Source organism: Kitasatospora sp. NPDC127060 (genome assembly GCF_042724935.1).
Lineage (GTDB): Bacteria > Actinomycetota > Actinomycetes > Streptomycetales > Streptomycetaceae > Kitasatospora.
In genome coordinates this window covers 39,396-64,476 of the sequence record NZ_JBHXEG010000035.1, presented here as the reverse complement: position 1 = coordinate 64,476, position 25,081 = coordinate 39,396, and the positions used below count along the sequence as shown (strand labels likewise).

Genomic DNA, 25,081 nt, shown 5'->3' with positions numbered 1-25,081 from the left:
GATCTCGCCGGGCGTGCTCCGGGCTCACCCGTCCGGGTCATGCCCGGGGCCGGGCCGGCTGAGTCGGCGCCGCGTGGGGAGACTGCGGGCGGACCGGGCGGGCCGCCCGGTCGTTCAGGGGTTCTCAGGAGAGGGCGGAGCGGTGACGGGTGTGGGCGAGGCGGTGGCGACCGGGGTGCCGGGCGCGCGGGGGAACGGCCCGGACGGGCTGCCCCGGCACGGCGTGGACCGGGAGACCTTCCGGGCGATCGCGGGCGCGCGCGGCGGCCCCGAGGCCGTTCAACTGCTGCGGGCCGGGCAGTTGAGCAAGCGGGCGCTGCTGCTGCTGGCGCTGCGCCGGGCGGCGCCGCAGGACGAGGCCTACCGGAAGGCCTACGGCGAGGTGTGCGCACTCCAGCGGGCCGACCGGGCGCGCTGGGAAGAGGTGCTGCTGCGACCGGAGTTGGACGCCTGGGCGGCGGACCGCCTGCGCGCGCTGTCGCTGGGCCCGGCGGCGCCGCTGGACGGGCTGGGCGAGTTCCTGCGGGCGGAGGCCGGCCCGGCGCTCGACCTGGAGTGCGACGGGCTGCGATGGGCGCCGCTGGTCGACCACCTCGGTCCGCGCCGGGTGGACTACGGGCGGCCTCCGGTCGGTCCACTCTCCGACGCAGAACTACTCTTGTGGCACGAGCAGTTGGCCGCGTCCTGGGAGATCCTGGTGCGTCGGCACCGGCGGCACGCGGAGGCGGTGGCGGCCTGCGTCGCCATCGTGGTGCCGCTGCGTCCGGCGCCCGGCGGGGAGGCGGTGAGCGCCGCCGCGCGGCGGGCGTACGGCGCGGTGGCGGCCTCGCTGCCGGCCGAACCGGTGCTGCTCGCGCTGGCCCTGGTGCACGAGTTCCTGCACGTCCAACTCGGCGCTCTGCTGGACCTCGTGCCGCTGCACCGGCCGAACGGCCCGGCGATCTACCACGCGCCCTGGCGGCCCGATCTGCGCCCGATCGGCGCGCTGCTCCAGGGGACGTACGCGCACCTGGGGGTGGCCTCCTTCTGGAGCGCCGAGGCGGCCGCCGGGGTGAGTGAACCGGTCCGCGCGGAGCGGGAGTTCGCCCGCTGGCGGGCACACACCCTGGCGGCGGCCGGGACGTTGCTGGAGTGCGGTGAACTGACCGCGAGCGGAAGGGAGTTCACCGAGGAACTGGCGGGTGCGGTCCGTGAGCTGGGGGCCTGAGGCCGAGCGCCCGGACGGCACCGGCCGATCGGGTGACGGTGCGCTCCCGGAACGCGCCCGGAACTCGTCCGGGACGCGCTGGAACCGGTTGGGGGCCCGCTGGGAATCCGCCGTCCGTACCCCCGGCGCCTGTCTGTGCGGAGACCGGACCGCGGGCTCGAACGCCTGCTCCGGTCAATGCGTTTCGGCGCGCGCAAAGGCGAAGTGCGCGACCGCTGAACGGGTGAATTCTCAGGCCGTCGCGCGCCGTGGTACGGCGTCGACCGGCTGGGCAGACCAACTTGGGGGAGCAAGGTGCCGCGCGGAGTCCTCGCGGGCACTACATTGGTCGCAACCGGGTGGCCTACCCGCACTCGGCAGGTCCTAACCGCGCCTAAGGAAACGAATATGACTCCGGTAACCAGCACCAGGCCGGCCGGCAAGCTCACTGACACTCAGGAGACGCCGGAACGCCCGTCCCTCGCCGAGCTCGCCGCCCTGGGCGCGGAGGAACTCGCCGCCCGGCTGCAGCGCGCCCTCCCCGGCGCGGAATCCGGCCTCGTGCCGGTCGCTGCCTTCAACTCCTCGATCTGACCGGCTCCGAACACCGAACGGACCCAGGCCGAGCTGAACCTGCCACACCCATGATGACGCGAATTCCGGTGCCACTGACGCAATTCGTGGTCAAGATGCACAGCCGGTGCGATCTCGCCTGCGACCACTGCTACGTCTACGAGCACGCGGACAGCAGCTGGCGCTCCCGCCCCAAGGTCATCGGGGAGGGGATCCTGGCCAAGGCCGCCGAGCGGATCGGTGAGCACGCGGTCGCCCACCGGTTGTCCGCCGTCCGGGTCGTCCTGCACGGGGGAGAACCCCTGCTCGCCGGCCCGGACCGGTTGCGCCGCGCCGCCGAGGCGCTGCGGGTGGCGCTCCCGCCCGGCTGCGGCCTCGATCTGCGCATCCACACCAACGGCGTGCTGCTCAGCCGCGCGTTCTGCGAGCTGTTCGCGGAACTGGACCTCAAGGTCGGCATCTCGCTGGACGGCGACAAGGCCGCCAACGACCGCCACCGGCGCTTCGCCGACGGCCGCAGCAGCCACCCGCAGGTGCTGCGGGCGGTCGGGCTGCTGAACGAGCCCGAGTTCCGGCATCTCTTCGCGGGGCTGCTGTGCACCATCGACATCGAGAACGATCCGGTGGCCGTCTACCGGGCGCTGGCCGAACTGCGGCCCCCCGCCGTGGACTTCCTGCTGCCGCACGCGACCTGGGAGGAGCCGCCGAAGCGGCGCCCGGGCGATGCCGCGCGGACGCCCTACGCGGACTGGCTGCTCGCCGTCCACAGGCTGTGGGAATCGGACGCGCGTCCGTTCGCCGTGCGCACCTTCGAATCCGTGCACCGGACGGTGCGCGGGCTCTCCAGTCTGACCGAGTCGCTCGGACTGGAGCCCTCGGACCTGGCGGTGCTGGAGACGGACGGGACCTTCGAGCAGGCGGACAGCCTGAAGACCGCCTATGACGGGGCGCCCGTCACCGGCATGAACGTTTTCGCGCACAGCCTCGACGACCTCGCCCGTCACCCCGGCATCGCCGCCCGCCAGTCCGGTCTGGCCGGGCTGAGCGAGACCTGTCGGGCCTGCCCGGTGGTCCGCGCCTGCGGTGGCGGGTTGTACGCCCACCGCTACCGTGCGGACAATGGCTTCGACAATCCCTCCGTCTACTGCGGTGACCTCATGACGCTCATCAACGGCATTGCGGAGAGCGGAGGTTCGCCCTCCGCCCCGGCTCCGGTGCCCGCCCAGGGCGGTCGGCCCCTGCTGCCGACCGCGCTCTCGCCGGCCCAACTCGACGAACTGGCCCGGGGGTACGGCGGGGCCGACACCATCGCCGCCCTCGGCCAGGCCCAACTCGCCCTCACTCGCGCGATGTTGGCCGCCGCCTGGGACGCCTCCGGGCAGGGGCGGGCGGCGGCCTGGGAGTTGCTGTCGGAGCTGGACGGGGCGGCGCCCCGGGCGGTGGACGCGGTGCTGGCGCACCCGTACGCGCGGGCGTGGGCGGCGCGGCGGATCGCCGGGGACCTGTCGGTGGGGCTGGGGCCGATGGCGGCGCTGGCGGCCGCGGCGGCGGTGCGGGCCGGGCGGGGGGACGCGGTGACGGTGCCGGTGCGGGGCGGGTGGCTGCACCTGCCGACGCTGGGGCGGGTCGCGGTGCCGGACGGGGAGGCGGTGGTGACCGGACGGGCGGACGGCTTCGAGGTGCGGGCCGCCGACGGGACGGTGGCCACGGTGCTGGACCAGCCGTTGCGGCGGGTCCGGCTGGCCGGGGGCTGGACGGTCGCCCTGGAGGATGTGGACCCGCTGCGGGACAGCCATGACCACCCGGTGGCCGAGCGGCTCGCGGAGGCCGAACTGCTCGGCTGGACGGGCGCGTTGCGCGAGGCCTGGGAGCTGCTCGGGCGGGACCTGCCGGCCTACGCGGAGGGCATCCGGGCCGGGCTGGCCACGGTGACCCCGCTGCGGCCCGGCCCGGCCGGGCGGGACGTCAGCTCGGCGGCGCGGCAGGCGTACGGCGCGGTCGGCATCGCCCGGCCCGCGACGGCGCCCACGTTGGCGCTGCTGCTCGCGCACGAGTTCCAGCACGTGAAGCTCGGGGCGGTGCTCGACCTGTTCGACCTCTACGACCGGGCCGACGATCGGCTGTACTTCGCGCCCTGGCGGCCCGACCCGCGCCCGCTGGAGGGGCTGCTCCAGGGCACGTACGCGCACCTGGCCGTCACCGAGTACTGGGGCACCCGGACGGCCGCGTACGACGGCCTGGCCGGGGAGGCCGCCGAGCGGGCGCGGGCGCAGTTCGCGCTCTGGCGGCGGTACACGGCGGAGGCGGTCGAGCGGCTGGGCGAGTCGGGGGCGCTGACCGGACTCGGGGAGCGGTTCGCGGCGGGGATGGCGGAGAGCGTCGCGCCGTGGCTGGACGTGCCGCTGCCGGCGGCGGCGGAGGCCGAGGCGTACCGGGCGCGTGCGGAGCGTGCGGAGCGTACGGAGCTCTCGGAGCGGATGGCAGGGGCCTGAGGTGGAGGAGGGGGTCGCGGTGATCTCGGTGGCCGAGCTGGTGGACGGGTTCGCCGGGCTGGGCGTCCGGGCGGGCACGGTGCTGCACGTCCAGGCGTCGTTGCGGGCGCTCGGGCCGGTCCAGGGCGGGGCGGCCGGAGTGGTCGACGCGCTGCTCGAAGTCCTGGGCGGAGACGGGACGTTGGTGGTGTACACCGCGACGCCCGAGAACTCCTCGACGTCCCGGATCCACCAGGACGCGGTGGCGGGGCTCGCACCGGCGGAGGCCGAGGCGTACCGGGCGCGGATGCCGCGCTTCGACCCGGCCACCACCCCGGCCTCGCCAACCCTGGGCGCCCTCTCCGAGGCCGTCCGCACCCGCCCCGGCGCCCTGCGCAGCGGGCACCCGCAGACCTCTTGGGCGGCGCTCGGACCGCGGGCCGGAGAGATCACCGCCCGGCACCCGCTCACCTCCCACCTCGGCCCGGACACCCCGCTCGGGCGGCTGTACGAGCTGGACGCCCGGGTGCTGATGCTCGGCGTCGAGATGGCCCGCTTCACCGCCTTCCACCTCGCCGACCTGCGCCAGCCCGGCGTGCGGGAGCGGGAGTACCGCTGTGTCACCCCGGAGGGCTGGACCGCCTTCCGGGCGGCCGAGTTGGACGACCTGCACTTCGGGGCACTGGGCGCCCGGGTGCTGGCCGAGGCCGAGGGGGTGCGCACCGGGCGGATCGGCGGCGCCGACTGCCGGCTGGTGCCGGTCCGGGAGGCCGTCGACCTCGCCGACCGGCTGCTGCGGAGCGGCGCGATCGGCTGAGCCCGTCAGCTGAGCCCGTCGGCTGAGCCAAGTACCTGAGCCCCTCGGCTGAGCCACGTACCTGAGCCCAGTACCTGGACCCAGTACCGGACCGGTGGCGTTCCCGTCCTTTCCGGCGACCCCGGGGTGTCGTTGCGTCCGCGCCCTTCGGCGCCGGGTGACCATCGCGCCCAGAAGCGGCGCCGAGCGGCGCCCGGGACGGGAGAGGTGCGGCAATGCGAGGAACGAGGGTTGGCCAGGCCGTGGTGGCGGGGGTGCTGCTGGCGGTCGGTGCGCTGGTGGGGCTGCCGGGCGGCGCCGTAGCGGCCGGGGGGTTCGCGCCGGGGTTCGCGCCGGGGTTCGCGCCCGGGTTCGCCGTCAGGTTCGCCCCCAAGACGGACTACCCGGTGGGGCACAACCCGCGCGCGGCCGTCGTGGGTGACTTCACCGGCCGCGGCCGGAGCGACCTGGCGGTGGCGAACGCCGCCGACGGGACGGTGTCGGTCCTGCTGAACGACGGCCACGGCGGCTTCGCCCCGCAGCGGACCTTCCCGGCCGGGCCCGGCCCGACCGCGATCGCGACCGGCGACCTCCGAGGCACCGGCGTGCGGGACCTGGTGGTCGCCGACCAGGACGACAGCGGGGTCTCGGTGCTGCTGGGCAACGGCGACGGCACCTTCCAGCCGCCCCGCCACTTCGCCACCGGCTCGCACCCGGACGCGGTCGCCGTCGGCGACTTCCGGGGCACCGGGACGCTCGACCTGGCGGTGGCCGACCTGGGCGACTTCGGCGACGGCAGCGTCTCGCTGCTGCTGGGCAACGGGGACGGCACCTTCCGGGCGCCGCGCAGCTACCCGACCGGGGACAACTCCAACCCGGCGTCGATCGCCCTGGCCGACCTCGGCGGCAGCGGTCACCTCGACCTGGTGGTCGCCCTGGACGGCGTCAGCAAGGTCGCGGTCTTCCCGGGGAACGGCGACGGCACGCTGGGCGCCCGGACGGACTACCCGGTCGGGGGCGTCCCGGTCTCGGTGGCCGTCGGCGACCTGCGCCGGAACGGCCGGCCGGACCTGGTGCTCGCCGACTCGGAGAAGTCCGCCGTGGTGCTGCTGGGCAACGGGGACGGCACCTTCCAGCCGGCGCACGCCTACCCGGCGGGCACCGCGCCGGTCTCGGTCGTGGTGGGCGACTTCACCGGCCGTGGCGCGCCCGACCTGGCCCTGGCGACCGGCGATAACTCGGTGGCGCTGCTGCGCGGCAACGGTGACGGCAGCTTCCGGGCGCCGGAGTTCCTGCCCACCGGGTCCGGCGACTTCTCCATTCCGGACACGGTGGTGGCCGGGCGGTTCAGCCGCCAGGGGGGAATCGACCTGGCGGTCACCAACGCCCAGGACGACACCGTCTCGGTGCTGCTGAACGAGCGCCACTGCCGGCGGCCGTGGGGCTGCGCCGGGCGCGGGTAGTTCCCGGCGAACCGCCGTTGTGGCTCCGGCATAGCGTTCACCCCCATTCCATTGCAACGAACGGAGTGGGGGTCGTTGCGTTCCCGGCAGAGTCGTTGCAATGATTGCACCGCATCTAGCTGCTGTTATGGCGATTTGGCGCAACGGATAGGTTGCTGGATGTGCGAACGCAACGTAGCTTTTCCCTTGTCAGAAAGCGCCGCGGCCGAGGGGGCCGCGACGCGGAGGAGAAGGAGAGCACCATGCAGAAGTTCGCCACCACCGCCCCGGTCTCGGCCGTCCTGGACATCCCCGCCGGCCGCATCCGGTTCATCGCCGCCGACCGGGCCGACACCGTCGTCGAGGTCCGGCCCGCCGACGCCACCAAGAGCCGTGACGTGAAGGCCGCCGCGCGGGTCGAGGTCGCCTACGCCGACGGCGTGCTCCGAGTGGTGACCCCGGAGGCGCGGAACCGCGTCCTCGGCAACTCCGGCTCCGTCGAGGTCACCGTCCAACTCCCGGCCGGCTCCCGGATCGACGCCACCGCCGCGCTCGGCGAGTTCCGCGGCGTCGGCCGCCTCGGCGACGTCACCCTCAAGGCCGCCCAGGGCACCGTCAAGCTCGACGAGACCGCCGGCGCCCACCTCGCCCTCCAGGACGGGGACATCGAGGTCGGCCGACTCGGCGGCCCCGCCGAGATCCACACCCAGAAGGGCGACCTGCGGATCACCGAGGCCGTGAGCGGCGCCGTCACCCTGCGCACCGAGTACGGCCGGATCGCCGTCGGCGCCGCCCGCGGGGTCTCCGCCGCCCTCGACGCCGGCACCGGCCACGGCCGGATCCACAACGCCCTGAAGAACGCCGACGGCACCCCCGGCCTGACCATCCACGCCACCACCGCCTACGGCGACATCACCGCCCGCAGCCTCTGAGCCCCCGCCCCCGCCCGCGCCCCGCCCCCGCCCCCGCCCGCGCCCCGCCCCCGCCCCCGCCCGCGCCACGCCTCCGCCCGCGCCACGCCCGCCACGCCTGAGAGAAGGAACGACCATGAGCAGCATCGAGCAGGACCGCCCCGAACTGAGCAAGGCCGCCCAGGACTTCGTCGACGCCGGATTCGCCGGAATACAGCTGCGGGTGCGCGACGACCGCGGCGAATGGACCGGCAGCGCCGGGGTGCACAAGCTGGGCGAGAGCGCGAAGCCCTCCACCGAAGGGCAGTTCTGGGTCGGCAGCACCACCAAGACCTTCGTCGCCGCCCTGCTGCTCCACCTCGTCGCCGACGGCGCGATCGGGCTGGACTCGCCGGTCGCCGAACACCTGCCCCGGTTCGCCCTGGACGAGCGGATCACCGTGCGCATGCTCCTCCAGCACACCAGCGGCGTCTACAACTGCACCGGCGAACTGGAGGGCGGCGAGTTCGTGCCCGGGCTGCCCTCGATCGGCAAGGCGTGGGTGGACAACCGGTTCCACAGCTACCGGCCGGACGAACTGGTGGAGTTCGCGCTGGCCAAGCCCGCCCGGTTCGAACCGGGAGCCGACCAGAGCTACTCCAACACCAACTACACGCTGGCCGTGCTGCTGGTCGAAGCCCTGAGCGGACGCTCCTACGCCGAGGAGATGCAGCGGCGGATCCTGCGGCCGCTGGGGCTGGCGGACACCGTGGTGCCGGGTGACCTCTCGGAGCTCCCCGGCCCGCACGCCCACGGCTACTGCCGCTACCAGGACGGCGAGGAGTGGAAGGTGGTCGACGTATCCCGCCAGAACCTCTCGCTGCTCTGCGGCTCCGGGGACATGATCTCCACCACCCGGGACCTCCAGGTGTTCTTCGGCGCGCTGCTGGGCGGCAGGCTGCTGCCGACTGAACTGCTGGCGGAGATGCGGACGCCGCACGGCATGCTCGGCTACGGACTGGGCCTGTTCATCCAGGAGTTGGGACCGGAGAACGGCGACGTCACCATCGTCCACCACAACGGCGGCGCCCCCGGCGGCTACGGCGCCCTGATGATCGCCACCCCGGACGGCAGCCGTACCCTGACCGCCGGACTGACCACCGGCGACTCGGACAAGAACCCGGCGGTCGAGTTCCCGAAGGCCCTGGACCGGCTGATCAAGGCCGTCTTCTGCTGACCCGCGCTGCTGCCCGGCCGTCGAGGCCCTGGCGCGCAGGAAGTCGGTCCCACCGACTTCCTGCGCAGGCGCGTCGTGGCGGGAGCCGGGCCGCGATACGCAGCGTGGAGACGTCGATACTCTGGGCATTTGGCGCGTGTCTTCGGAGGCGGAGGAACCATGGTTCGGTACGTGGCGCTGATCGGGGCGCTGGCGGCCACCGGCCTGGCGATGGCGGTCGCGCCAGGGGCATCGCAGGGGCAGGCGGCACCACGGCGGGTCGGGTTCTTCGCGGAGGCGCCGCTGCCGGAGGGGGACGTCCCGCTGGCGCAGTTGCCGCTGCAGGCCCGGCGGCAGCTCAGCCCTTGGCCGTCGAAGGTCCGAGCGGGCGTGACGAGCGCGGAGTAGGAACGTCCGCGCCCCCGGCGAAGGGCCGGGGGCGCGGAAGCGGTGGTTCAGGCGGTGAGGTGGTCGAACTCGCTGCGCCGGCTCTCGTCGGCCACCTGGCGGTCCCTGACCGAACGGCACCCGGAAGCCGAGGTGCCGGAGCTCCTGATCCTGGTCGGGACGTACACGACGGTCGCCGGCATCCTCAACTCCTGCCGAGTACCGATCGACGACTGGCTGCCCCGGGCGAGCGCGTAGGCGGACCGTAGTGCGGATGATCTTCGCCGACTAGGGTGGACCACCGTACGGGGGCGGCCGTTCGTGTGCGGCCCCGGGGGACAGGGAGTGTGGACAGATGCAGCCGACGTTCGTACTGGTACACGGAGCCTTCGCGAACTCCTTCTCGTTCGCGCCGCTACAGGCCGAACTCGGCCTGCTCGGGCACCGATCGGTGGCCGTCGACCTCCCGGGCCACGGGTTCGCCGCCACGTTCCCGCGGGCCTACCAGGCGCCGCAGGACCTCGCCGAACTCGCCACCGCGGCCGGGGCGATCAAGGGCGTCACGCTCGCCGACAACGTCGCGCACCTGATCGGCATCCTGGAGCGGGCCAAGGAGAACGGGCCGGTCATCCTGGTCTCGCACAGCCGCGGCGGGCTGACGGCCACCGTCGCGGCCAACCGGCGGCCCGACCTGATCGGCCGGATCGTCTACGTCTCCGCCTGGGCGCCCGTCGACCTCGCGGTCGGCGCCTACTACGCCGAGCCCGAGATGGCCACCGTCGACGCCGCCGGACTGGCCGCGGCGATGGTCGGCAGCCCGGCCGAACTCGGGCTGCTGCGTTGCAACTTCCGCACCGCGGACCCGGCCGTCCTGGCGTCCTTCAAGGCGGCCTTCCTGGCCGACGGGACGGACGAGGAGTTCCTGGTCTTCCTCAACGCCTTCCAGCCCGACGAGAACCTCGACGCCGGCGGCCCCGACGACAGGGCGCAGGCCGACAGTTGGGGCCGGATCCCCCGGTCGTACGTCCGACTGGCCGAGGACACCAGCATCCCGCCCGCCATGCAGGACCGGATGATCCGTGAGGGCGACGCCCTGACGCCGGACAACCCGTACGACGTCCGGACGCTCGTGAGCAGCCACCTGAAGTGGCTGGTCGACCCGGCCCCGGCGGCCCGGGTGCTGGCGGAGGTCGCCGCGCTGCCGCCCAGCGGGTCCTGACCCGCGCGGACGCCGGTGCACGGGAAGTCGGCCCGGCCGACTTCCCGTGTGAGCGTGCATGCAGGCGTCAGGTCTCCTGCCGCCAGACCGACCGGGTCAGCTCGTACTCGACCTCGCCGTGCTCGGAGCCGGGGATCGCGTCGGGCCAGTCGCCGGTGAAGTTCCGCAGGAAGGACAGCCCGGACTTCTCCATCACCCGCCGGGAGCGGGAGTTGACGGCCATGGTGTTCGCGGTGACCCGCTCCACGCCCAGCTCGGTGAACCCCTTGCGGATCAGCGCCCGGGAGCCCTCGGTGGCGTAACCCCGGCCCCAGGAGGCCTGGTTGAGCCGGTAGCCGAGCTCCACCACGGCGGGGCTGTGCTCGTCGAGGGGGCGGAACTCGAACCAGCCCAGGAAGGTGCCGGTGGCCGTCTCCTCGGCGGCCCAGAAGCCGCGGGTGCCGAAGCACGGGTAGTCGTGCAGGAGTCGGGGCAGGACCTTCGCCCGGACGGTCTCCGGGCTGGTCGGCTCACCGCCGTTGATGAAGCGCATGACCTCGGGGTCGTCGTCCAGCGCGTGGAGGGCGTCGGCGTCGGCGTCGGTGAACGGGCGCAACACGAGCCGTTCGGTCTCCAGGAAGGGGTGCATGCGGTGATCCTCGCCGCCGGACGCCGGGCCTGCCACCGGATATCCGGGTGCCCCGACGAGGGGCCGGGGCACCCGGACGGTCAGGCGGTCACGGGCTCCAGCCGGAGCCGACGCATCGGCGACGCCGGCACCGGTGGTGCCTCGGCCGGGCCGAACCACACCCGGACGTCCTCGCCGGTGCGGACGGGCAGGACGGGGAAGTCGTTCTCGGCGTGCTCGGTGCGGTGCAGCGCGTGGCCGGGGCCGAGGTGCCGGACGGCGTAGCCGTCGAAGGCGGCGGTGTCGGCCGGGTGGTAGACGGTCGCCAGCACCTCGCGGGCCCCGGGCGGCGGCAGGAAGCCGGGCCCGCGCAGCAGCAGGACGTCGTCGCTGTCGACCATGGTGGCGTTGGCCGCGTCGCGGTGCTCCCGCCAGACCGGCCCGTAGTAGAAGGCCTCCAGTGAGTGGCGGCGCTCGGCCATCGAGGGGAAGGCGCGCAGCCAGACGAAGCGGTCCGGGTCGTCCAGGTCGCGGAACCGGCCGCCGAGGGTGATGCCGACGGCCTCCTGCCCGGTCACGAGCTCCCGCTCGAACAGCTCGATGAGGGTCTCCCGGGCGCCGGGGCGCAGGGTGTACTGGCGCAGTTCGACGATGACGCTCACGCAGCCAGCCCCTCGAACGCGGGACCGGTGCGGGTGAAGTCCATCGTCCAGTTCAGCTCCCAGCTGCGGCCCCCGTCGGCGGAGAACTCCTGCTCCCAGCGGGCGGTGTCCGGGCCGAGGCGGTGCCAGGCGAAGTGCACCCGGATCGGGCGGCCGTCGAGGACGTCGTCGCCGTGGAAGTCGCCGCGCTCTCCGGTGAAGCCGCCGACCACCGGGGGGTCGAGCCGCCCGGTCCGGCTGTCGGACCAGTGGATCGACCACTGTTCGGTCGCGCGGTCGAACAGCCGCAGGGTCACGCCCCGGCGGTCGAGGGTGGGGAAGACGAGCTCCTCGATGTTGCCCGCGCCCCCGAACAGCGGCCGGCACGCCGTGTGGCCGGGGAACTCCTCCCAGGTGCCGCCACCGGTGAGCGGTGCGGTGAGGCGGCGGTTGGCCACGTTCCAGGAGCCGTGAAAGAAGTCGAAGTCGTTCATGCGCCGCAGGCTAGGGGCACTCCACTGACACCCACTGTCAGTGGAGACGGGAACACTGGGCGGCATGCGCGCGAGCCGACTGGTCAACCTGCTGCTGCTCCTCCAGAACCGGGACCGGATGACCGCCCGGCAACTGGCCGGAGAACTCGAGGTCTCCGTCCGCACCGTCTACCGGGACGTCGAGGCGCTCGCCGCCGCAGGCGTCCCGCTGTACGGCGAGGCCGGGCACGCGGGCGGCTACCGGCTGGTCGACGGCTACCGCACCCGGCTCACCGGGCTGACGGCCGACGAGGCGCAGGCCGCCTTCCTCGCCGCCCTCCCCGGCACCGCCGCCGACCTGGGCCTCGGCGAGGCGCTCGCCGCCGCCCAGCTCAAGCTGCGGGCCGCGCTGCCCGCCGAACTGCGCGAGCACGCCGGGCGGATCCAGGAGCGCTTCCTGCTGGACGCCCCCGGCTGGTACGGCCACGCCGACGAGACCCCGCACCTGGCGGCCGTCGCCTCGGCGGTGTGGGCGCGCCGGGCAGTGCTGCTGCGCTACCGGCGGTGGCGGGCGCCGGAGGAGATCGAGCGCCGGGTGGAGCCGTACGGGCTGGTGCTCAAGGCGGGCCGCTGGTACCTGGTGGCCGGCGGGCCGTCCGGGACGCGCACCTACCGGGTCGACCAGATCATCGAACTCAGCGATCCAGGGGGCGAGTTCGCCGTGCCGGAGGGCTTCGACCTGCCCGCGTACTGGCGGACGTACCTGGCGGACTTCCACGCCCGGCTGCACACCGGGCAGGCGCTGGTGCGGCTCACCCCGGAGGGCGCCCGCCGCCTCGGGGTGACGCCGGGGGAGGGCGACTGGACGGAGGTCCTGGTCCCGATCGAGTCGGTCGACCACGCGCACGGGGAGTTCCTGCGCCTCGGCGCCGAGGTCGAGGTGCTCGAACCGGCCGAGCTGCGCGAGCGGATCGCCGGGACGGTCCGGACGCTGGCGGCCCGCTACCGGCAGTAGCGGGGCAGCGGGGCAGGGTCGGCGGGTCGGCGGGTCGGTGGGGCAGCGGGGCAGCGGGTCAGAGGCCGACGAAGTGGTCGAACTCGCCGTCCTTGGCGCCCAGGATCCAGGCGTTGAGCTTGACCCGGGTGGTGGTGACGACCAGGTCGGGGTTGTCGGACTGACGGATGTAGACGAGGTCCCCGGCGGAGGCGATCTCCAGGTACTGGGCCTCGCCGGCGCTGAAACTCGACCGCTGCCAGTTGAGCTGGTCCATGAGGGCCCCTTCCGATCGTTCACCGCGGCTGATCGTTCACGTCGGCCGCAACGAGGGTACTGCTCCACGCAAGAGGGCAGCGGCATCGTTTCGGTCATGTCAATTCGTACGACCCGTTGTGCTATTCCATTGGGGTGTCAGTCGTTCCTACACTGAGACCCCGCCGCACGGGGGCTGCGGGAGGCAGGTTGCCGACGGGCCCGGGGGAGGCACGTGTGACTGACCGGGGCTGGGACGAGGACGAGGCCCGGCCGTACTTCTTCCTCTCCTACGCGCACACGCCGAAGTCCGGTGCGCGTGGCGCCGGCGACCCGAACCACTGGGTGCGCCAGCTGTACCGCGACCTCTGCGAGGCGGTGCTCCAACTCACCACGGTCCCGGCCGGGGTGCCCGTCGGGTTCATGGACGAGTCCATGCACCAGGGCGAGTTGTGGGCCGAGCGGCTGTCCGAGGAACTGGCGACCTGCCGGGTGTTCGTGCCGCTGTACTCGCCCCGGTACTTCAACAGCGTGCCGTGCGGCCAGGAGTGGCACGCCTTCACCCGCCGTCCGGTCTACCCGGCGACCATGGAGGTGGAGCGCACCAGCGGCATCGTCCCGGTGCTGTGGGCGCCGATGAGCCGCTACCGGCTGCCCAAGGTGGCCAGCGAACTGCAGTTCAACCACGCGGGGTTCGGGCCCGACTACGCCACCGAGGGCCTGTACGCGCTGATGAAGCTCAGCTACTTCCGGGCCGCGTACGAGCTGGCAGTGCACCGGCTGGCGGCGCGGATCGTCCAAGTGGCGGAGGAGACGGTGATCCCGGTCGGGCGGCGGCTCGAATTCAACGGCCTGCCGAGCGCGTTCAACGTCTCCGCCCCCACCAAGCAGCTGCGGATCTCCGTACTCACCTACCACCAGGGCGAGTTGCCTCGGGACCGCAACCCCGACTTCTACGGCGCCCGGCGCACCGACTGGCACCCGTACCGCCCGGCCGGATCCCCCATCGCCCAGCACGCCGTGCGCCTGGCCCGGCAGTTGGGGTTCCAGCCGACCGTGCACGAGTTCGACGACGAGGTGGAGTCGATCATCGAGGGCAACGCCGAGGCCCCCGGGCTGCTGCTGCTCGACCGCTGGTCACTGCGCGACCCGCGCCGCCGCGAACTCGTCCGCCGCTTCGACCGCTCCGACGCCACCTGGGTCAGCGTGCTGGAGCCGTGGAACACCGACGACCGCGAATGCCTCGAACGGGACGGCGAGTTCAGCGGGCTCTCCGACCAGACCCTGCGCAAGACCCGGCGCGCGGGCCGCCCCAGCTTCCTCGGCGTCACCGGCCCGACCGGGCTGAACAGCCTGGAGGACTTCGACGACGCGCTGCCCCGGGCCGCGATGAAGGCCAAGTACGCCTTCGAGAGCCGCACCAGGGCCGAACCGGAGGAGCCGCCGACGCCCCGGCCCAGCCTGCGCGAGGCCTTCCGCCGCGGTCCCGGAGGGTACGGGCCGGACGGCTTCGGCGGGCACCGGACCGAACCCTACGGACCGGAACCCTTCGACCGGGACCACGACCCCGACCACGGCCCCGACCGGGACGGCCCCATCGCCCGGAACGATCCCCCCGGCCGCAGCACCCCGCTCGACCGCAACACCGACCGAGTAGATCGCACGACCGATCGCACGACCGATCGCACCACCGGCCGCACCACCGACCGCACCACCGACCGCAACCACCGCACCGCCCGTGAGAACGATCGCGACCACCGCTACGACCGTGACGACGGCGATGACCCCGATGCTGGGATGGCGCCCTTGGGAGGACCGAACCGATGAGCGACAACACCACCAGGAACCTCCGCCTCGGCGCCGCCGAGATGGCCGCCGCCCGCGAGGCCGCCCGGCGGGCCGCGGAACAGGACCGCAACGGCCGGATCATCACCTTCTACTCCTACAAGGGCGGCACCGGCCGCACCATGGCCCTCGCCAACACCGCCTGGATCCTGGCCGCCAACGGCTTCCGGGTGCTCACCGTCGACTGGGACCTCGAAGCCCCCGGCCTCGCCAAGTTCTTCCACCCCTTCCTGGACCCGGCCTCGCTGGCCGGCACCACCGGGATGATGGACCTCATCGCCGAGTACCGCGAGGAGGCGCTGCGCCCGGTCGAGCACGCCGAGGGCTGGCACCTGGACTTCGCCCGGGTGCACCCGCACGCGCTCTCGCTCTCCTGGCCGTACTTCCCGGCCGGCGGCAGCCTGGACTTCCTCTCCGCGGGCCAGTTCAACCGCGACTACTCCGAGGCCGTCACCCACCTCGACTGGGACATCTTCTACGACCGCTTCGACGGCGGGCAGTTCTTCGACGCGCTCAAGGCCGACATGGCCAAGCGCTACGACTACGTGCTGATCGACTCCCGCACCGGCCTGTCCGACATCGCCGAGATCTGCACCGTCCAGATGCCCGACGACCTGGTGGTCTGCTTCACCCTCAGCGACCAGTCCATCGACGGCGCCTCCCGGATCGCCCAGCACATCCACGACCGCTACCGCGACCGCGGCATCCGCATCCTGCCCGTCCCGATGCGCATCGACGAGGGCGAGAAGGAGAAGGCGGACGCCGGCCGCGCCCTCGCCCGGGTCCGCTTCGACGGCCTGCCCGCCGGTCTGGGCGGCGAGGAACTCGCCGGCTACTGGGGCTCGGTGGAGATCCCGTACCGGCCGTTCTACGCCTACGAGGAGATCCTCGCCACCTTCGGCGACCAGACCGGTACCCCCACCTCGATGCTGGCCGCCTGCGAACGGCTCACCTCGATGATCACCGAGGGGCGGGTCAGCGGGCTGCCGGCGATCGACGAGGAGGTGCGGCTGCGCTACGTCGACGCCTTCACCCGCCGCCGCCCGTCCGTCCCCGCCGACCTCTACCTGTCCTACGTGCCCGAGGACCGGATGTGGGCGGACTGGATCGAGTCCGTGCTCACCAGGGCCGGCTTCCGGGTGCTGCCGCGCGACCTCAGCGCCGGCACCGACCCGCGCGAGGAGACCGAGCGCGGCATCGACTCCGCCTACCGCACGGTCGCCGTGCTCTCGCCCGCCTACCAGCGCTCCCCGCAGGCCCGGGCGCTGTGGGAGTCGGTGGTCAACTCCGACCCCTCCGGCACCCGGCGCCAGCTGCTGCCGGTGCGCGTCGGCGACGTCCGGCTCACCGCGCCGTTCAGCAACCGCAACCCCGTCGACCTGGTCGGCCGCGACGAGACCCAGTCCATCCAGAGCCTGCTGCGCGCCCTCGGCCGCGGCGACGCGGTGCTCGGCGACGCCCCCACCGGCGGCCCGCGCTTCCCCGGCAGCAAGCCCTCGGTCTGGGACGTCCCGCCGCGCAACCCCTCCTTCACCGGTCGCGCCGCCGTCCTGGAGCAGCTGCGCAACCAGCTGCGCGGCGGCATGGCGGCCGTCCTGCCCACCCCGCAGACCCTGTACGGGCTCGGCGGCGTCGGCAAGACCCAGGTGGCGCTGGAGTACGCCCACCGCTTCATGTCCGACTACGACCTGGTCTGGTGGATCGACGCCGAGCAGACCGAACTGGTCGCCCCGGCACTGGCCGAACTCGCCCGCCGGCTCGGCCTGCGGGTCGGCGACTCGGTCACCGAGGCCGCCGAGGCCGCCCGGGAGGCGCTGCGCCGCGGCGTGCCCACCTCGCGCTGGCTGCTGATCTTCGACAACGCCGACGAGCCCTCCGAGATCCGCCGGTTCTTCCCCGGCGGCTCCGGCCACATCCTGGTCACCTCCCGCAACCAGGCCTGGACCGGGCACGCCGAGGCGCTGGAGGTCGACGTCTTCACCCGCGGCGAGAGCGTCGAGCACCTGTGCCGGCGCGCCCGCAGCCTCTCCCGCCCGGACGCCGACCGGGTCGCCGAGGCCGTCGGGGACCTCCCGCTGGCCGTCGAGGTGGCCGCCGCCTGGCTGGACACCACCGGCACCCCGGTCGACACCTACGTCAACCAGCTGCACGCCGAGGCCGCCCGCGCCCTCGCCGTCGACCACCCCACCGACTACCCCACCCCGGTCGCCGCGACCTGGAACGTCTCGATCGGACGGTTGCGCCAGCAGTCCCCGGCGGCCGTCCGGCTGCTCCAGCTGTGCGCCTTCTTCGCGCCCGAGCCGATCTCGATGAACCTCTTCTACAGCGACCAGATGATCCGCGCGCTGGTGCGCTACGACGCCGACCTCAGCGACAAGTTCATGCTGGGCAAGGTCATCCAGGCGATCGGCCGGTACGCCCTCGCCAAGGTCGACGCCGGCAGCAACAGCTTCCAGGTGCACCGGCTCGTCCAGGCGGTGATCCGGGCCGGGATGACCGACGACGAGCAGGAGATCGCCGTCCACGAGGTGCACCGCATCCTCACCGGCGCCCGGCCCGTCCTCGGCGACACCGACGACCCCGCCAACTGGCCCGCCTTCGACGAGATCTGGCCCCACCTGTCGCCCTCCAAGGCGCACAACTGCGACGAGGCCGACACCCGCCAACTGCTCATCGACCGGGTCCGCTACCTGTGGAAGCGCGGCGAACTCGACCGCGCCCGCGACCTCGGCCACGCCCTCGACGCCGAATGGACCAGCAAGCTCGGCGACGACGACCGGCAGACCCTGCTGCTGCGCTTCCAGCTCGCCAACGTGCTGCGCTCCCAGGGCAACTACGCCGAGGCGCTCGCCCTCGACGAGGCCACCCTGGAGCGCCAGCGGGTGCTGCTCGGCGAACACCACCCGTACACCCTGATGACGGCCGGCTCGCTCGGCGCCGACCGGCGGGCACTCGGCCGCTTCCAGGCCGCGCTCGACCTGGACCAGGAGATCCTGGAGCAGTTCCGCGAACTCTTCGGCGACGACAACCCGCGCACCCTGTCGATGGCCAACAACCTGGCCATCGACTACCGGCTGGTCGGCAACAGCGAGGCCGCCCGCGAACTCGACCAGGAGACCCTCGACCGGCGCACCGCCGTCCTCGGCCCCAAGCACCCCTACACCCTGTCCACCAAGTCCAACCTGGCCCGCGACCTGCGCGAACTCGGCGACTACCGCGGCTCGGTGGACCTCCTCCAGGAAGTCACCTCCGACCTCGGCGACGTGCTGGACCCGGACCTCCCGGAGAACCTGCGCAACGCCAAGTCGCTCGCCGTCTCGCTCCGCCGGATCGGCCAGCTCGCCGAGGCCCGCCGGATCACCAAGGAGACCTACGAGCGCTACCTGGAGCGCTACGGCGCCGACGCCCCCGACGCCCTCGCCTGCGCGCTCAACCTGGCCGCCGACCACAGCGCCTCCGGCGACAAGGAGGCCGCCCGAGACCTCTGCTCCACCGTCTTCGAGGGCCACCGGCGGCTGTTCGGCGACGAGCACCCGTTCACCCTGGCCTGCGCCAACAACCTCGGCATCTACCTGCGCGGCAGCGGCGACGTCCAGGGCGCCATCGAACGCGGCCGGCTCACCGTCGACGGGCTGACCCGCTCCGTCGGCGCGGAGCACCCGTACACCCTCAACGCGGTGATCAACCTGGCCAACGCCTACGGCGACGACGGGCAGACCGACCTCGCCGAACAGCTCGGCCGGTCCGCCTACGCCGGCCTGTGCGGGCGCTACACCCCGCAGCACCCGGACGCCGTCGCCTGCGAGGCCAACCTGGCGATCACCCTGCGCGCGGCCGGCCGGCACACCCAGGCCGCCGAACTGCGCGCCCGGGCGATCTCCGAGCTGATCCGGCAGTTCGGCGAGGAACACCCCAACACGGTCTCCGCGCGCGGCTGGAAGCGGATCAACCGCGACCTGGAGCCGCAGCCGGTGTAGCCGGGGAAGGGGGCGGGGTACGCTGCCGAGCCATGAGCGAGAGCAGCGAGCGGGCCACGGACCCGACCACCCCGCCCCCGGTCCTGGTCACCCGGCACCCCGCGCCCGGCGTCCTGGAACGGCTCACCGACCGGTACGCCGTCACCTGCGGCGAGACCGACCGGGAGCTCGACCGGGCCGAACTGCTCGACGCCGTCCGCGGCCGCCGGGCCGTGCTCACCACCCTCAACGACCGGGTGGACGCCGAGTTCCTGGACGCCGCCGGCCCGCAGCTGGAGATCGTCGCCAACCACGCCGTCGGCTACCACAACGTCGACCTCGCGGCCTGCGCCGAACGCGGCGTGGTCGTCACCAACACCCCCGGGGTGCTCACCAACGCCACCTCCGAGACCGCCTGGGCCCTGCTGCTGGCCGCCACCCGCCGGCTCGGCGAGGGAGAGCGCCTGCTGCGCTCCGGCACGCCCTGGACCTGGAGCCCGAACTTCCTGCTCGGCCTGGAGCTGGCCGGCACCCCGCTCGGTGTGCTCGGCATGGGCCGGATCGGGCAGTCGGTGGCCCGCCGGGCCGCCGCCTTCGACATGCCGGTCAGCTACCACAACCGCCGCGAACTGCCGCCCGAGCAGGCCGCCGGCGCCGAGTGGAAGCCGCTGGAGGACCTGCTCGCCACCTCCACCGTGCTGGTCGTCACCTGCCCCTGCACCGAGGAGACCCGGCACCTGCTGGACGCCCGCCGGCTGGCCATGCTGCCGCCCGGGGCGGTGGTGGTCAGCATGACGGCCGGCGTGGTGGACGAGGAGGCGCTGGCCGCCGCCCTGGAGTCCGGCGCGCTGTTCGCCGCCGCCGTGGACAACTTCGAGCACGAGCCCGCCGTCCCGTCCGCGCTGCTCGCCCAGGAGCGCGCGGTGCTCGTCCCGCACCTGGGCAGCGCCACCGTGCGCACCCGGCAGGCGATGGGCGACCTCGCGGTGGACAACATCCTGGCGGTGCTGGACGGTTCCGGGCCGCTTACCCCGATCCGGAGTTAACCCGCCGCCCAGGCCAGGGCCGTGGTCATCACCCGGAACGCCCCGAAGTGCGCCGCGCCGGGCTCCAGGAAGAGCTCGGAGCCCGGGATGTGGTCGGCCAGCCAGCGGGAGTGGTCGACCGGCGAGAACTGGTCGTCCGCGCCGTGCCACAGCCAGGTCGGCACCCCGATCGACCCGACCTCGAAGCCCCACTCCGCGGTGAAGGCCAGCACGTCGTCGATCCAGCCGTCCGCGCCGTGCCGGAACGCCTCCCGGTAGTTGCTCTGCAGCATCCGGCGCAGCCCGCTGTCCCCCACCACCTCCCGGTCGGCGGGGGAGAGTTCGGTGCGCAGCCCGTTCAGCAGCCGGACCGGGTCGTCCTTGATCTGCCGGGAGCGGAACTCCATCGCGTCCGCGATCCGGCCGTGCCCGCGCTCCGCCTCCCGGTAGGCGCGGACGTTGGACGGGGTCATCCCCGCGTACCAGTCCAGGCCGGTCGCGGCGCGCGGGGCCAGTCCCACCAGCACCGCCACCCGGCTGACCCGCTCCGGCAGCAGCGCCGCGCAGGCCAGCGCGTGCGGGCCGCCGCCGGAACGGCCCAGCACCGCGAAGCCGTCCAGCCCCAACTCGTCGGCGATGGTGCGCACATCGGCCGCCGCGTGGGCGACCCGGCGGCCGAACAGCCGGGTCGAGTCGCCGTAGCCGGGCCGGTCGTAGGAGATCAGCCGCACCCCCAGCCGGTACAGCACGGTGCTGCGCGGGTGCGGCCCCACCCTGCTGCCCGGCATGCCGTGCAGCAGGAACACCGGACGGCCGCGCGGGTCGCCGAGGGACTCGACGGCGAGGGCGCGGCCGTCCGCCGTTTTGACCATCCGTAACGCCACGCGTTCCTCCTAGTACTCCGGGTCGGTGGTGGTGCGCACCTCCCGGCGGGCCTGCCAGGTGGTGTGCTCGCGGGACACCGCGTCCTCGGCGTCCCGGGCCAACCGGGCCCAGAGCTCCTCGGCGTCCACCGACTCCAGGTCCAGCCGGGCGAGTTGGAGGCGGATCAGCTCCAACTCCTCGGCCGCCAGCGCGTACGCGGCGGCCAGCGGGCGGTACTGGCGCAGCTGCGCCCAGGCGGTGACCGAGGCGGCCACCGCCGAGACCGTGCCCAGCGCGTCGTAGGTGAACGCGCCGAGCGCCCGCAGCACCGCCAGCGCCAGACCCAGCGCCGGCAGCAGCACGCCCAGCACGCCGGTCCAGTACCCGGCGCGGGCGCAGTAGCGGGCCTTGCGGCGGTACCAGTCGTGCTGCACCCGGATCCGCTCGTTCAGGTACACCTCGCGGCGCACCGCCAGCGGCTGGCCGCGCAGGTCGCGCATCGCCTCGGTGACCTCGACCCCGCTCGCCGGCACGGGCACCGGGCTGTTCCGGAAGGCGCCCAGCACCCTGGTGAGCTGGAAGCGGTACAGCCCCTCGGCGTCCGGCAGGCTGCGCGGCGGCGGTCGGTAGGCGTCCGCCCGGACGGCGAACTTCCAGGCCAGTGTCTTCACCGACTCGGCGGCCGCCCGGCCCTCGTACCAGAGGCCCTGCGGGTTCTGCCGGCCGATCACCACCGCCAACGCCACCGCGCCCAGGTACGCGGCGGCGGCCGACCAGGCCCACGGCTCGCCGTCGGCCGAGCCGGTCGCGGCGGCGAGCAGCAGCAGGGCCAGCTCCCCGGCGGAGAGCAGCACCGCGCGGCGCTGGCCGCGCAGCGAGGCCGCGTCGGCGGCCCAGAAGAACTCGGGCAGCAGCTCCTGTTCGCGCACCCACCCGGTCGGTCCCGCACCAGACGCCATGCTCGGCCCCCACCCGTCGCTCAGGTCCCTCGGCTCTCCTGCCCCGGGCGGCTTCCCGGTACGCCTGGCGGTGGCCGGAGCGGTCCGCAATGGCCGGGAAGGTCCGCTGGATTGTCCGGTACGCCCCGTAGTCGCACCGGCACTCGCCGTCAGCGGGCGTGCCGGGGAGGCGGGCCGACCGGGATCCGGCGGTCCTGCCGGTATTCAGTAGGTGTAGAGGATGCGCTCGGCGTTCTCGGCCATCTGCTTGGCGTTCCACTCGGTGCCCCCCGGCACGTTGCCGGAGCGGAACAGCGGCGGCGCGGGCGCGTCCCCGGCGGCCGCCCGGTCGGCCAGCCGGCCGACCGCCGAGGCGACCACGGCCTGCATCAGCGCGCTGGTGACGATGGTGGAGACCGGGCCGAAGGAGGTCTCGGCGCCCGGGTGGCTCAGCTCGCCGTCGCCGACCGCGACCTTGCTGTCCAGCACCACGTCGCAGTGGTCCTTCAGGTAGGTGCCGGAGGGGTGGGCCGAGGGGACCTCGCCGGGGTAGGCCAGCGAGGTCACCCCGATCACCTTCAGGCCGCGGTCCCGGGCGTACCGGGCCAGCTCGACCGGCATCACCTGGCGGCCGGACAGTGAGATGAGGAAGAGCAGGTCCCCGCTGGTCGCCGGGGTCAGGTCCAGGGTCGCGGTGGCGAGCCCGGAGACCCGCTCCAGCGCGCTGGACAGCGGCGCGGGCATCATCGTCACCCCGGCCATCCCGGGCACGTTCAGCAGGTTCATCGGGACCAGTCCGCCCGCCCGGTAGACCACGTCCTGGGCCGGCAGCGAGGAGTGCCCGGCGCCGAAGGCGAACACCCGCCGCCCCTCGGAGACCGCCTCGGCCAGTAGGGCCGCCGCCGCCTCGATGGTGTCGGACTCCTCCTCGCGGACCCGGTTCAGGTGGGCGATCGCGGCGTCGAAGTACCTGCCGACCAGGTCGTTCATCGGGTGCCTTCGCTCTCTGCCGGTGGGGGGCGCCGGCCGGGTGGGGCGGTCGGGATGGCCCGGACCGCCAGTGGAGAAAGCTACGGCGAGCACGGTCGCGCCCCGGCGGCACCGCTGTCAACAGGAACGAAAACCGGTCCCGGAAACCCCGGGGCGGGCTCGGTTGTCGGTGCGGTACGTCAGAATTGGCGGTGAGGACACCGAAGAACGGAGCCAGCGGCGATGTCTGGGCTGATCGACACCACAGAGATGTACCTTCGCACCATCCTGGAGCTGGAGGAAGAGGGCATCGTCCCGATGCGTGCCCGGATCGCGGAGCGGCTGGAGCAGAGCGGACCCACGGTCAGCCAGACGGTCGGCCGGATGGAGCGCGACGGGCTGCTCCAGGTCGCCGGGGACCGCCACCTCGAACTCACCGAGGAGGGCCGCCGGCTCGCGGTGCGCGTCATGCGCAAGCACCGCATCGCCGAGTGCCTGCTGGTCGACGTGATCGGCCTGGAGTGGGAGCAGGTGCACGAGGAGGCCTGCCGCTGGGAGCACGTGATGAGCGAGACGGTCGAGCGCAAGGTGCTCGCCATGCTCGGCCACCCGACCCAGTCCCCGTACGGCAACCCGATCCCGGGCCTGGACGAGCTGGGCGACACCAAGGCGGAGGGTGAGGGCTTCGACGCCGCGCTCGTCCCGCTGGACTCCGTCAAGCCGGGCGAGGCCGGGGCCGACGTGGTGGTCCGCCGGATCGGCGAGCCGATCCAGACCGACAGCGCGCTGATGAGCACCCTGCGCCGGGCCGGCATCCGGCCGGGCTCCACGGTGAAGGTGACCATGGGCGCCGGCGTCGGCGGTGTGCTGGTCGGCACCGGGGAGAACGCGGCGGAACTGGGCAAGGACATCGCCCAGCACGTCTTCGTCGCCCAGGCCTGAGCCACCGCCCCACCGCCTGAGCCCACCGCCTGACCCCACCGTCCGACCCGACGCGACCTGGTGCCCCGCCTCGCCGCCCGACCCCGGTCGGCCGGGGCCGCCCGCTCCGTACCGACGATCAGGGCCCGCTGCTCCCCGTGCAGCGGGCCCTTCTCGTCCTCCCCGGCTCCCTCCCGCTCCCCTCCACCGCCTCGCCCGGCTTCCCCGTCCGAGCGACCCTTCCGGCGACCCCCACACCGCCATTCCTCCCCTCGGCCGATCTTGGCAATCCTTGAGCGCAGTCACTCGTACGGGGGGCTTTCCCGGTTGACCAGCGGGTAGACCGAGGTCTTATCCGCACATGCGTATGACGGGCCTCGTCTCCGGTGGGAGACAAGGCCCGTCACTCGCGCGCGTTGTGTCGCGCGGTGCGCACCCTCACCCGATCGGCGCAGGGCGGCAGGCTTCGGCCCGGACCGGACCTCGGGCCCGCGGCGGGGCGTGGTCCGGTCAGACGCCCGCCGGCTGGACGGCCGGGACGGGCTGCGCGGGCGCCTCGCGGCCGCAGGCGTACGCGAGCGGGCTGATCAGCTCGGCGGCGTCCGGCAGCCAGCGGTTGGACTCGGAGGGGGAGCGGGCCCACTGGGCGTATCCGGTGGAGCCGATCCGGGACGGCGGGGCGACCGTCCAGTCCCCCTCGCCGCGGGCGACCAGGTCCAGTCGCCCGGGCGGCCAGCCGAGCTTGCGGAGCATCTCCGGCAGCTTGGCCGCGACCCCGGGCAGCACCAGGAAGTGCAGCCGCCGCCCCACCCGGCCGGGCGAGGTGGGCAGCACCACGACCGGGCCGAGCTGGAGGTCCATCCGCTCCATCCGGGCCAGCGCGAGGCACCCGGCCGTCTCCGGCACGTCCAGGACGTCGAAGGACCGGCCGGTGGGCAGCAGGATCGAGGCCTTGGGCCGCTCCGTCCACCAGCGCCGCACCGCACCCGGCCCGGCGCTCGCCTTGCGGGCCCAGTCCGCGTCCAGCGGGTGGGCGCCCGGCTGGGTGCAGCGCTGGTCGCCGCAGGAGCAGCGGGCGGGGCCGTCGCCGTCGATCAGCCAGGCGCCCGGGGCCACCTCCCAGTGGCGGTTCTCGGCGTAGCCGACGGCTTCGATCAGCAGCGGGGGCAGGCCGGCGTTCTTGTCCTGGCCGGGGGCGTCGGGGATGTCTTCCACGGGCTGCTCAACTACCGTGTGTGAGGCTGGTTACGGCCCGGCGGGCCCCGGTCGGCCGCATCCCGGCAATGTCACCCGAACCGGTGACTCAAGCGAGTTGGGGCGGGCGGAGGCAGGCGCAGCGGGGGCGCACGGAAGCATTCCCCAGGGCGCGCGGGGGGTGCGGTTCGTCACCGTGGGTATCCCGCTGGCGTTGCT

23 protein-coding genes are annotated in these 25,081 nt (G+C 73.7%); 15 read left to right on the top strand and 8 right to left on the bottom strand.

Annotation, left to right across the window (positions count from 1 at the left end):
- Positions 1–142: 142 nt before the first annotated feature.
- From ACFWIS_RS20615 to ACFWIS_RS20570, 10 genes are all read left to right on the top strand, one after another.
- Positions 143–1,207, top strand: coding sequence for an aKG-HExxH-type peptide beta-hydroxylase (locus ACFWIS_RS20615; protein ID WP_380455227.1), 1,065 nt, complete (start codon positions 143–145; stop codon positions 1,205–1,207).
- A gap of 387 nt (positions 1,208–1,594) precedes the next feature.
- Positions 1,595–1,780, top strand: coding sequence for a hypothetical protein (locus ACFWIS_RS20610; protein ID WP_380455226.1), 186 nt, complete (start codon positions 1,595–1,597; stop codon positions 1,778–1,780).
- A gap of 53 nt (positions 1,781–1,833) precedes the next feature.
- Positions 1,834–4,251, top strand: coding sequence for an FxsB family cyclophane-forming radical SAM/SPASM peptide maturase (locus ACFWIS_RS20605; RefSeq protein WP_380455259.1), 2,418 nt, complete (start codon positions 1,834–1,836; stop codon positions 4,249–4,251).
- A 1-nt stretch (position 4,252) separates the two neighbouring features.
- A complete protein-coding gene (locus ACFWIS_RS20600) occupies positions 4,253–5,047 on the top strand; it encodes an aminoglycoside N(3)-acetyltransferase (protein WP_380455224.1) in 795 nt (264 codons plus the stop codon).
- Positions 5,048–5,262: 215 nt separating this feature from the next.
- Positions 5,263–6,489 carry an FG-GAP repeat domain-containing protein gene (locus ACFWIS_RS20595; protein WP_380455222.1) on the top strand — a complete coding sequence of 409 codons (1,227 nt, stop codon included), beginning with the start codon at positions 5,263–5,265 and terminating at the stop codon, positions 6,487–6,489.
- Between the two features lie 242 nt (positions 6,490–6,731).
- Positions 6,732–7,400, top strand: coding sequence for a DUF4097 family beta strand repeat-containing protein (locus ACFWIS_RS20590; RefSeq protein ID WP_380455220.1), 669 nt, complete (start codon positions 6,732–6,734; stop codon positions 7,398–7,400).
- A 115-nt stretch (positions 7,401–7,515) separates the two neighbouring features.
- Complete coding sequence (locus ACFWIS_RS20585) at positions 7,516–8,595, top strand: serine hydrolase domain-containing protein (RefSeq protein ID WP_380455218.1); 1,080 nt, start codon at positions 7,516–7,518, stop codon at positions 8,593–8,595.
- Between the two features lie 159 nt (positions 8,596–8,754).
- Positions 8,755–8,982: a hypothetical protein gene (locus ACFWIS_RS20580; protein WP_380455216.1), complete on the top strand. Its 228-nt coding sequence runs from the start codon at positions 8,755–8,757 to the stop codon at positions 8,980–8,982.
- 54 nt (positions 8,983–9,036) lie between these two features.
- Complete coding sequence (locus ACFWIS_RS20575; RefSeq protein ID WP_380455215.1) at positions 9,037–9,219, top strand: hypothetical protein; 183 nt, start codon at positions 9,037–9,039, stop codon at positions 9,217–9,219.
- Between the two features lie 97 nt (positions 9,220–9,316).
- The gene (locus ACFWIS_RS20570) at positions 9,317–10,180 is read left to right on the top strand and encodes an alpha/beta fold hydrolase (RefSeq protein WP_380455213.1); all 864 of its coding nucleotides are present in this window, start codon (positions 9,317–9,319) and stop codon (positions 10,178–10,180) included.
- Positions 10,181–10,247: 67 nt separating this feature from the next.
- Here ACFWIS_RS20570 and ACFWIS_RS20565 read toward each other — a convergent pair whose 3' ends face one another.
- From ACFWIS_RS20565 to ACFWIS_RS20555, 3 genes are all read right to left on the bottom strand, one after another.
- Positions 10,248–10,808: a GNAT family N-acetyltransferase gene (locus tag ACFWIS_RS20565; protein WP_380455211.1), complete on the bottom strand. Its 561-nt coding sequence runs from the start codon at positions 10,806–10,808 to the stop codon at positions 10,248–10,250.
- An 80-nt stretch (positions 10,809–10,888) separates the two neighbouring features.
- Complete coding sequence (locus ACFWIS_RS20560) at positions 10,889–11,449, bottom strand: NIPSNAP family protein (RefSeq protein ID WP_380455209.1); 561 nt, start codon at positions 11,447–11,449, stop codon at positions 10,889–10,891.
- Positions 11,446–11,922, bottom strand: a complete 477-nt coding sequence (locus ACFWIS_RS20555) for a hypothetical protein (RefSeq protein ID WP_380455207.1) — start codon at positions 11,920–11,922, stop codon at positions 11,446–11,448. The genes ACFWIS_RS20560 and ACFWIS_RS20555 overlap by 4 nt, the downstream gene beginning before the upstream one ends.
- A gap of 64 nt (positions 11,923–11,986) precedes the next feature.
- Between ACFWIS_RS20555 and ACFWIS_RS20550 the strand changes: the two genes are divergently transcribed.
- Entirely contained in the window at positions 11,987–12,916 is a 930-nt protein-coding gene (locus ACFWIS_RS20550) for a helix-turn-helix transcriptional regulator (protein WP_380455205.1), read from the top strand.
- A gap of 58 nt (positions 12,917–12,974) precedes the next feature.
- Here the strand turns inward: ACFWIS_RS20550 and ACFWIS_RS20545 are convergent, their stop codons facing one another.
- Positions 12,975–13,172 (bottom strand): DUF397 domain-containing protein, encoded by a 198-nt coding sequence (locus tag ACFWIS_RS20545; protein ID WP_380455203.1) that lies wholly within the window; start codon positions 13,170–13,172, stop codon positions 12,975–12,977.
- 215 nt (positions 13,173–13,387) lie between these two features.
- Here ACFWIS_RS20545 and ACFWIS_RS20540 point away from each other — a divergent pair, with 215 nt between their 5' ends.
- From ACFWIS_RS20540 to ACFWIS_RS20530, 3 genes are read left to right on the top strand one after another with little or no spacing between them, the layout of a single operon-like run.
- Positions 13,388–14,977, top strand: coding sequence for a TIR-like protein FxsC (locus ACFWIS_RS20540; RefSeq protein WP_380455201.1), 1,590 nt, complete (start codon positions 13,388–13,390; stop codon positions 14,975–14,977).
- A gap of 41 nt (positions 14,978–15,018) precedes the next feature.
- Positions 15,019–18,972 carry an FxSxx-COOH system tetratricopeptide repeat protein gene (gene fxsT, locus ACFWIS_RS20535; protein ID WP_380455257.1) on the top strand — a complete coding sequence of 1,318 codons (3,954 nt, stop codon included), beginning with the start codon at positions 15,019–15,021 and terminating at the stop codon, positions 18,970–18,972.
- 32 nt (positions 18,973–19,004) lie between these two features.
- A complete protein-coding gene (locus tag ACFWIS_RS20530) occupies positions 19,005–19,997 on the top strand; it encodes a 2-hydroxyacid dehydrogenase (protein ID WP_380455199.1) in 993 nt (330 codons plus the stop codon).
- On the opposite strand, the gene ACFWIS_RS20525 is transcribed toward ACFWIS_RS20530, so the two are convergent.
- The 3 genes from ACFWIS_RS20525 to ACFWIS_RS20515 all read right to left on the bottom strand — a co-directional run bounded on the left by ACFWIS_RS20525 (position 19,994) and on the right by ACFWIS_RS20515 (position 22,768).
- Positions 19,994–20,848 carry an alpha/beta fold hydrolase gene (locus ACFWIS_RS20525; protein ID WP_380455255.1) on the bottom strand — a complete coding sequence of 285 codons (855 nt, stop codon included), beginning with the start codon at positions 20,846–20,848 and terminating at the stop codon, positions 19,994–19,996. The genes ACFWIS_RS20530 and ACFWIS_RS20525 overlap by 4 nt on opposite strands.
- A gap of 21 nt (positions 20,849–20,869) precedes the next feature.
- Positions 20,870–21,769: a DUF4231 domain-containing protein gene (locus tag ACFWIS_RS20520; protein WP_380455197.1), complete on the bottom strand. Its 900-nt coding sequence runs from the start codon at positions 21,767–21,769 to the stop codon at positions 20,870–20,872.
- Between the two features lie 234 nt (positions 21,770–22,003).
- Entirely contained in the window at positions 22,004–22,768 is a 765-nt protein-coding gene (locus ACFWIS_RS20515) for an SIS domain-containing protein (protein ID WP_380455195.1), read from the bottom strand.
- Between the two features lie 222 nt (positions 22,769–22,990).
- On the opposite strand from ACFWIS_RS20515, the gene ACFWIS_RS20510 reads away from it, so the two are divergent.
- Complete coding sequence (locus tag ACFWIS_RS20510; RefSeq protein WP_380455193.1) at positions 22,991–23,689, top strand: metal-dependent transcriptional regulator; 699 nt, start codon at positions 22,991–22,993, stop codon at positions 23,687–23,689.
- 489 nt (positions 23,690–24,178) lie between these two features.
- Here ACFWIS_RS20510 and ACFWIS_RS20505 read toward each other — a convergent pair whose 3' ends face one another.
- The gene (locus ACFWIS_RS20505; RefSeq protein WP_380455192.1) at positions 24,179–24,883 is read right to left on the bottom strand and encodes a bifunctional DNA primase/polymerase; all 705 of its coding nucleotides are present in this window, start codon (positions 24,881–24,883) and stop codon (positions 24,179–24,181) included.
- Between the last annotated feature and the right edge of the window lie 198 nt (positions 24,884–25,081).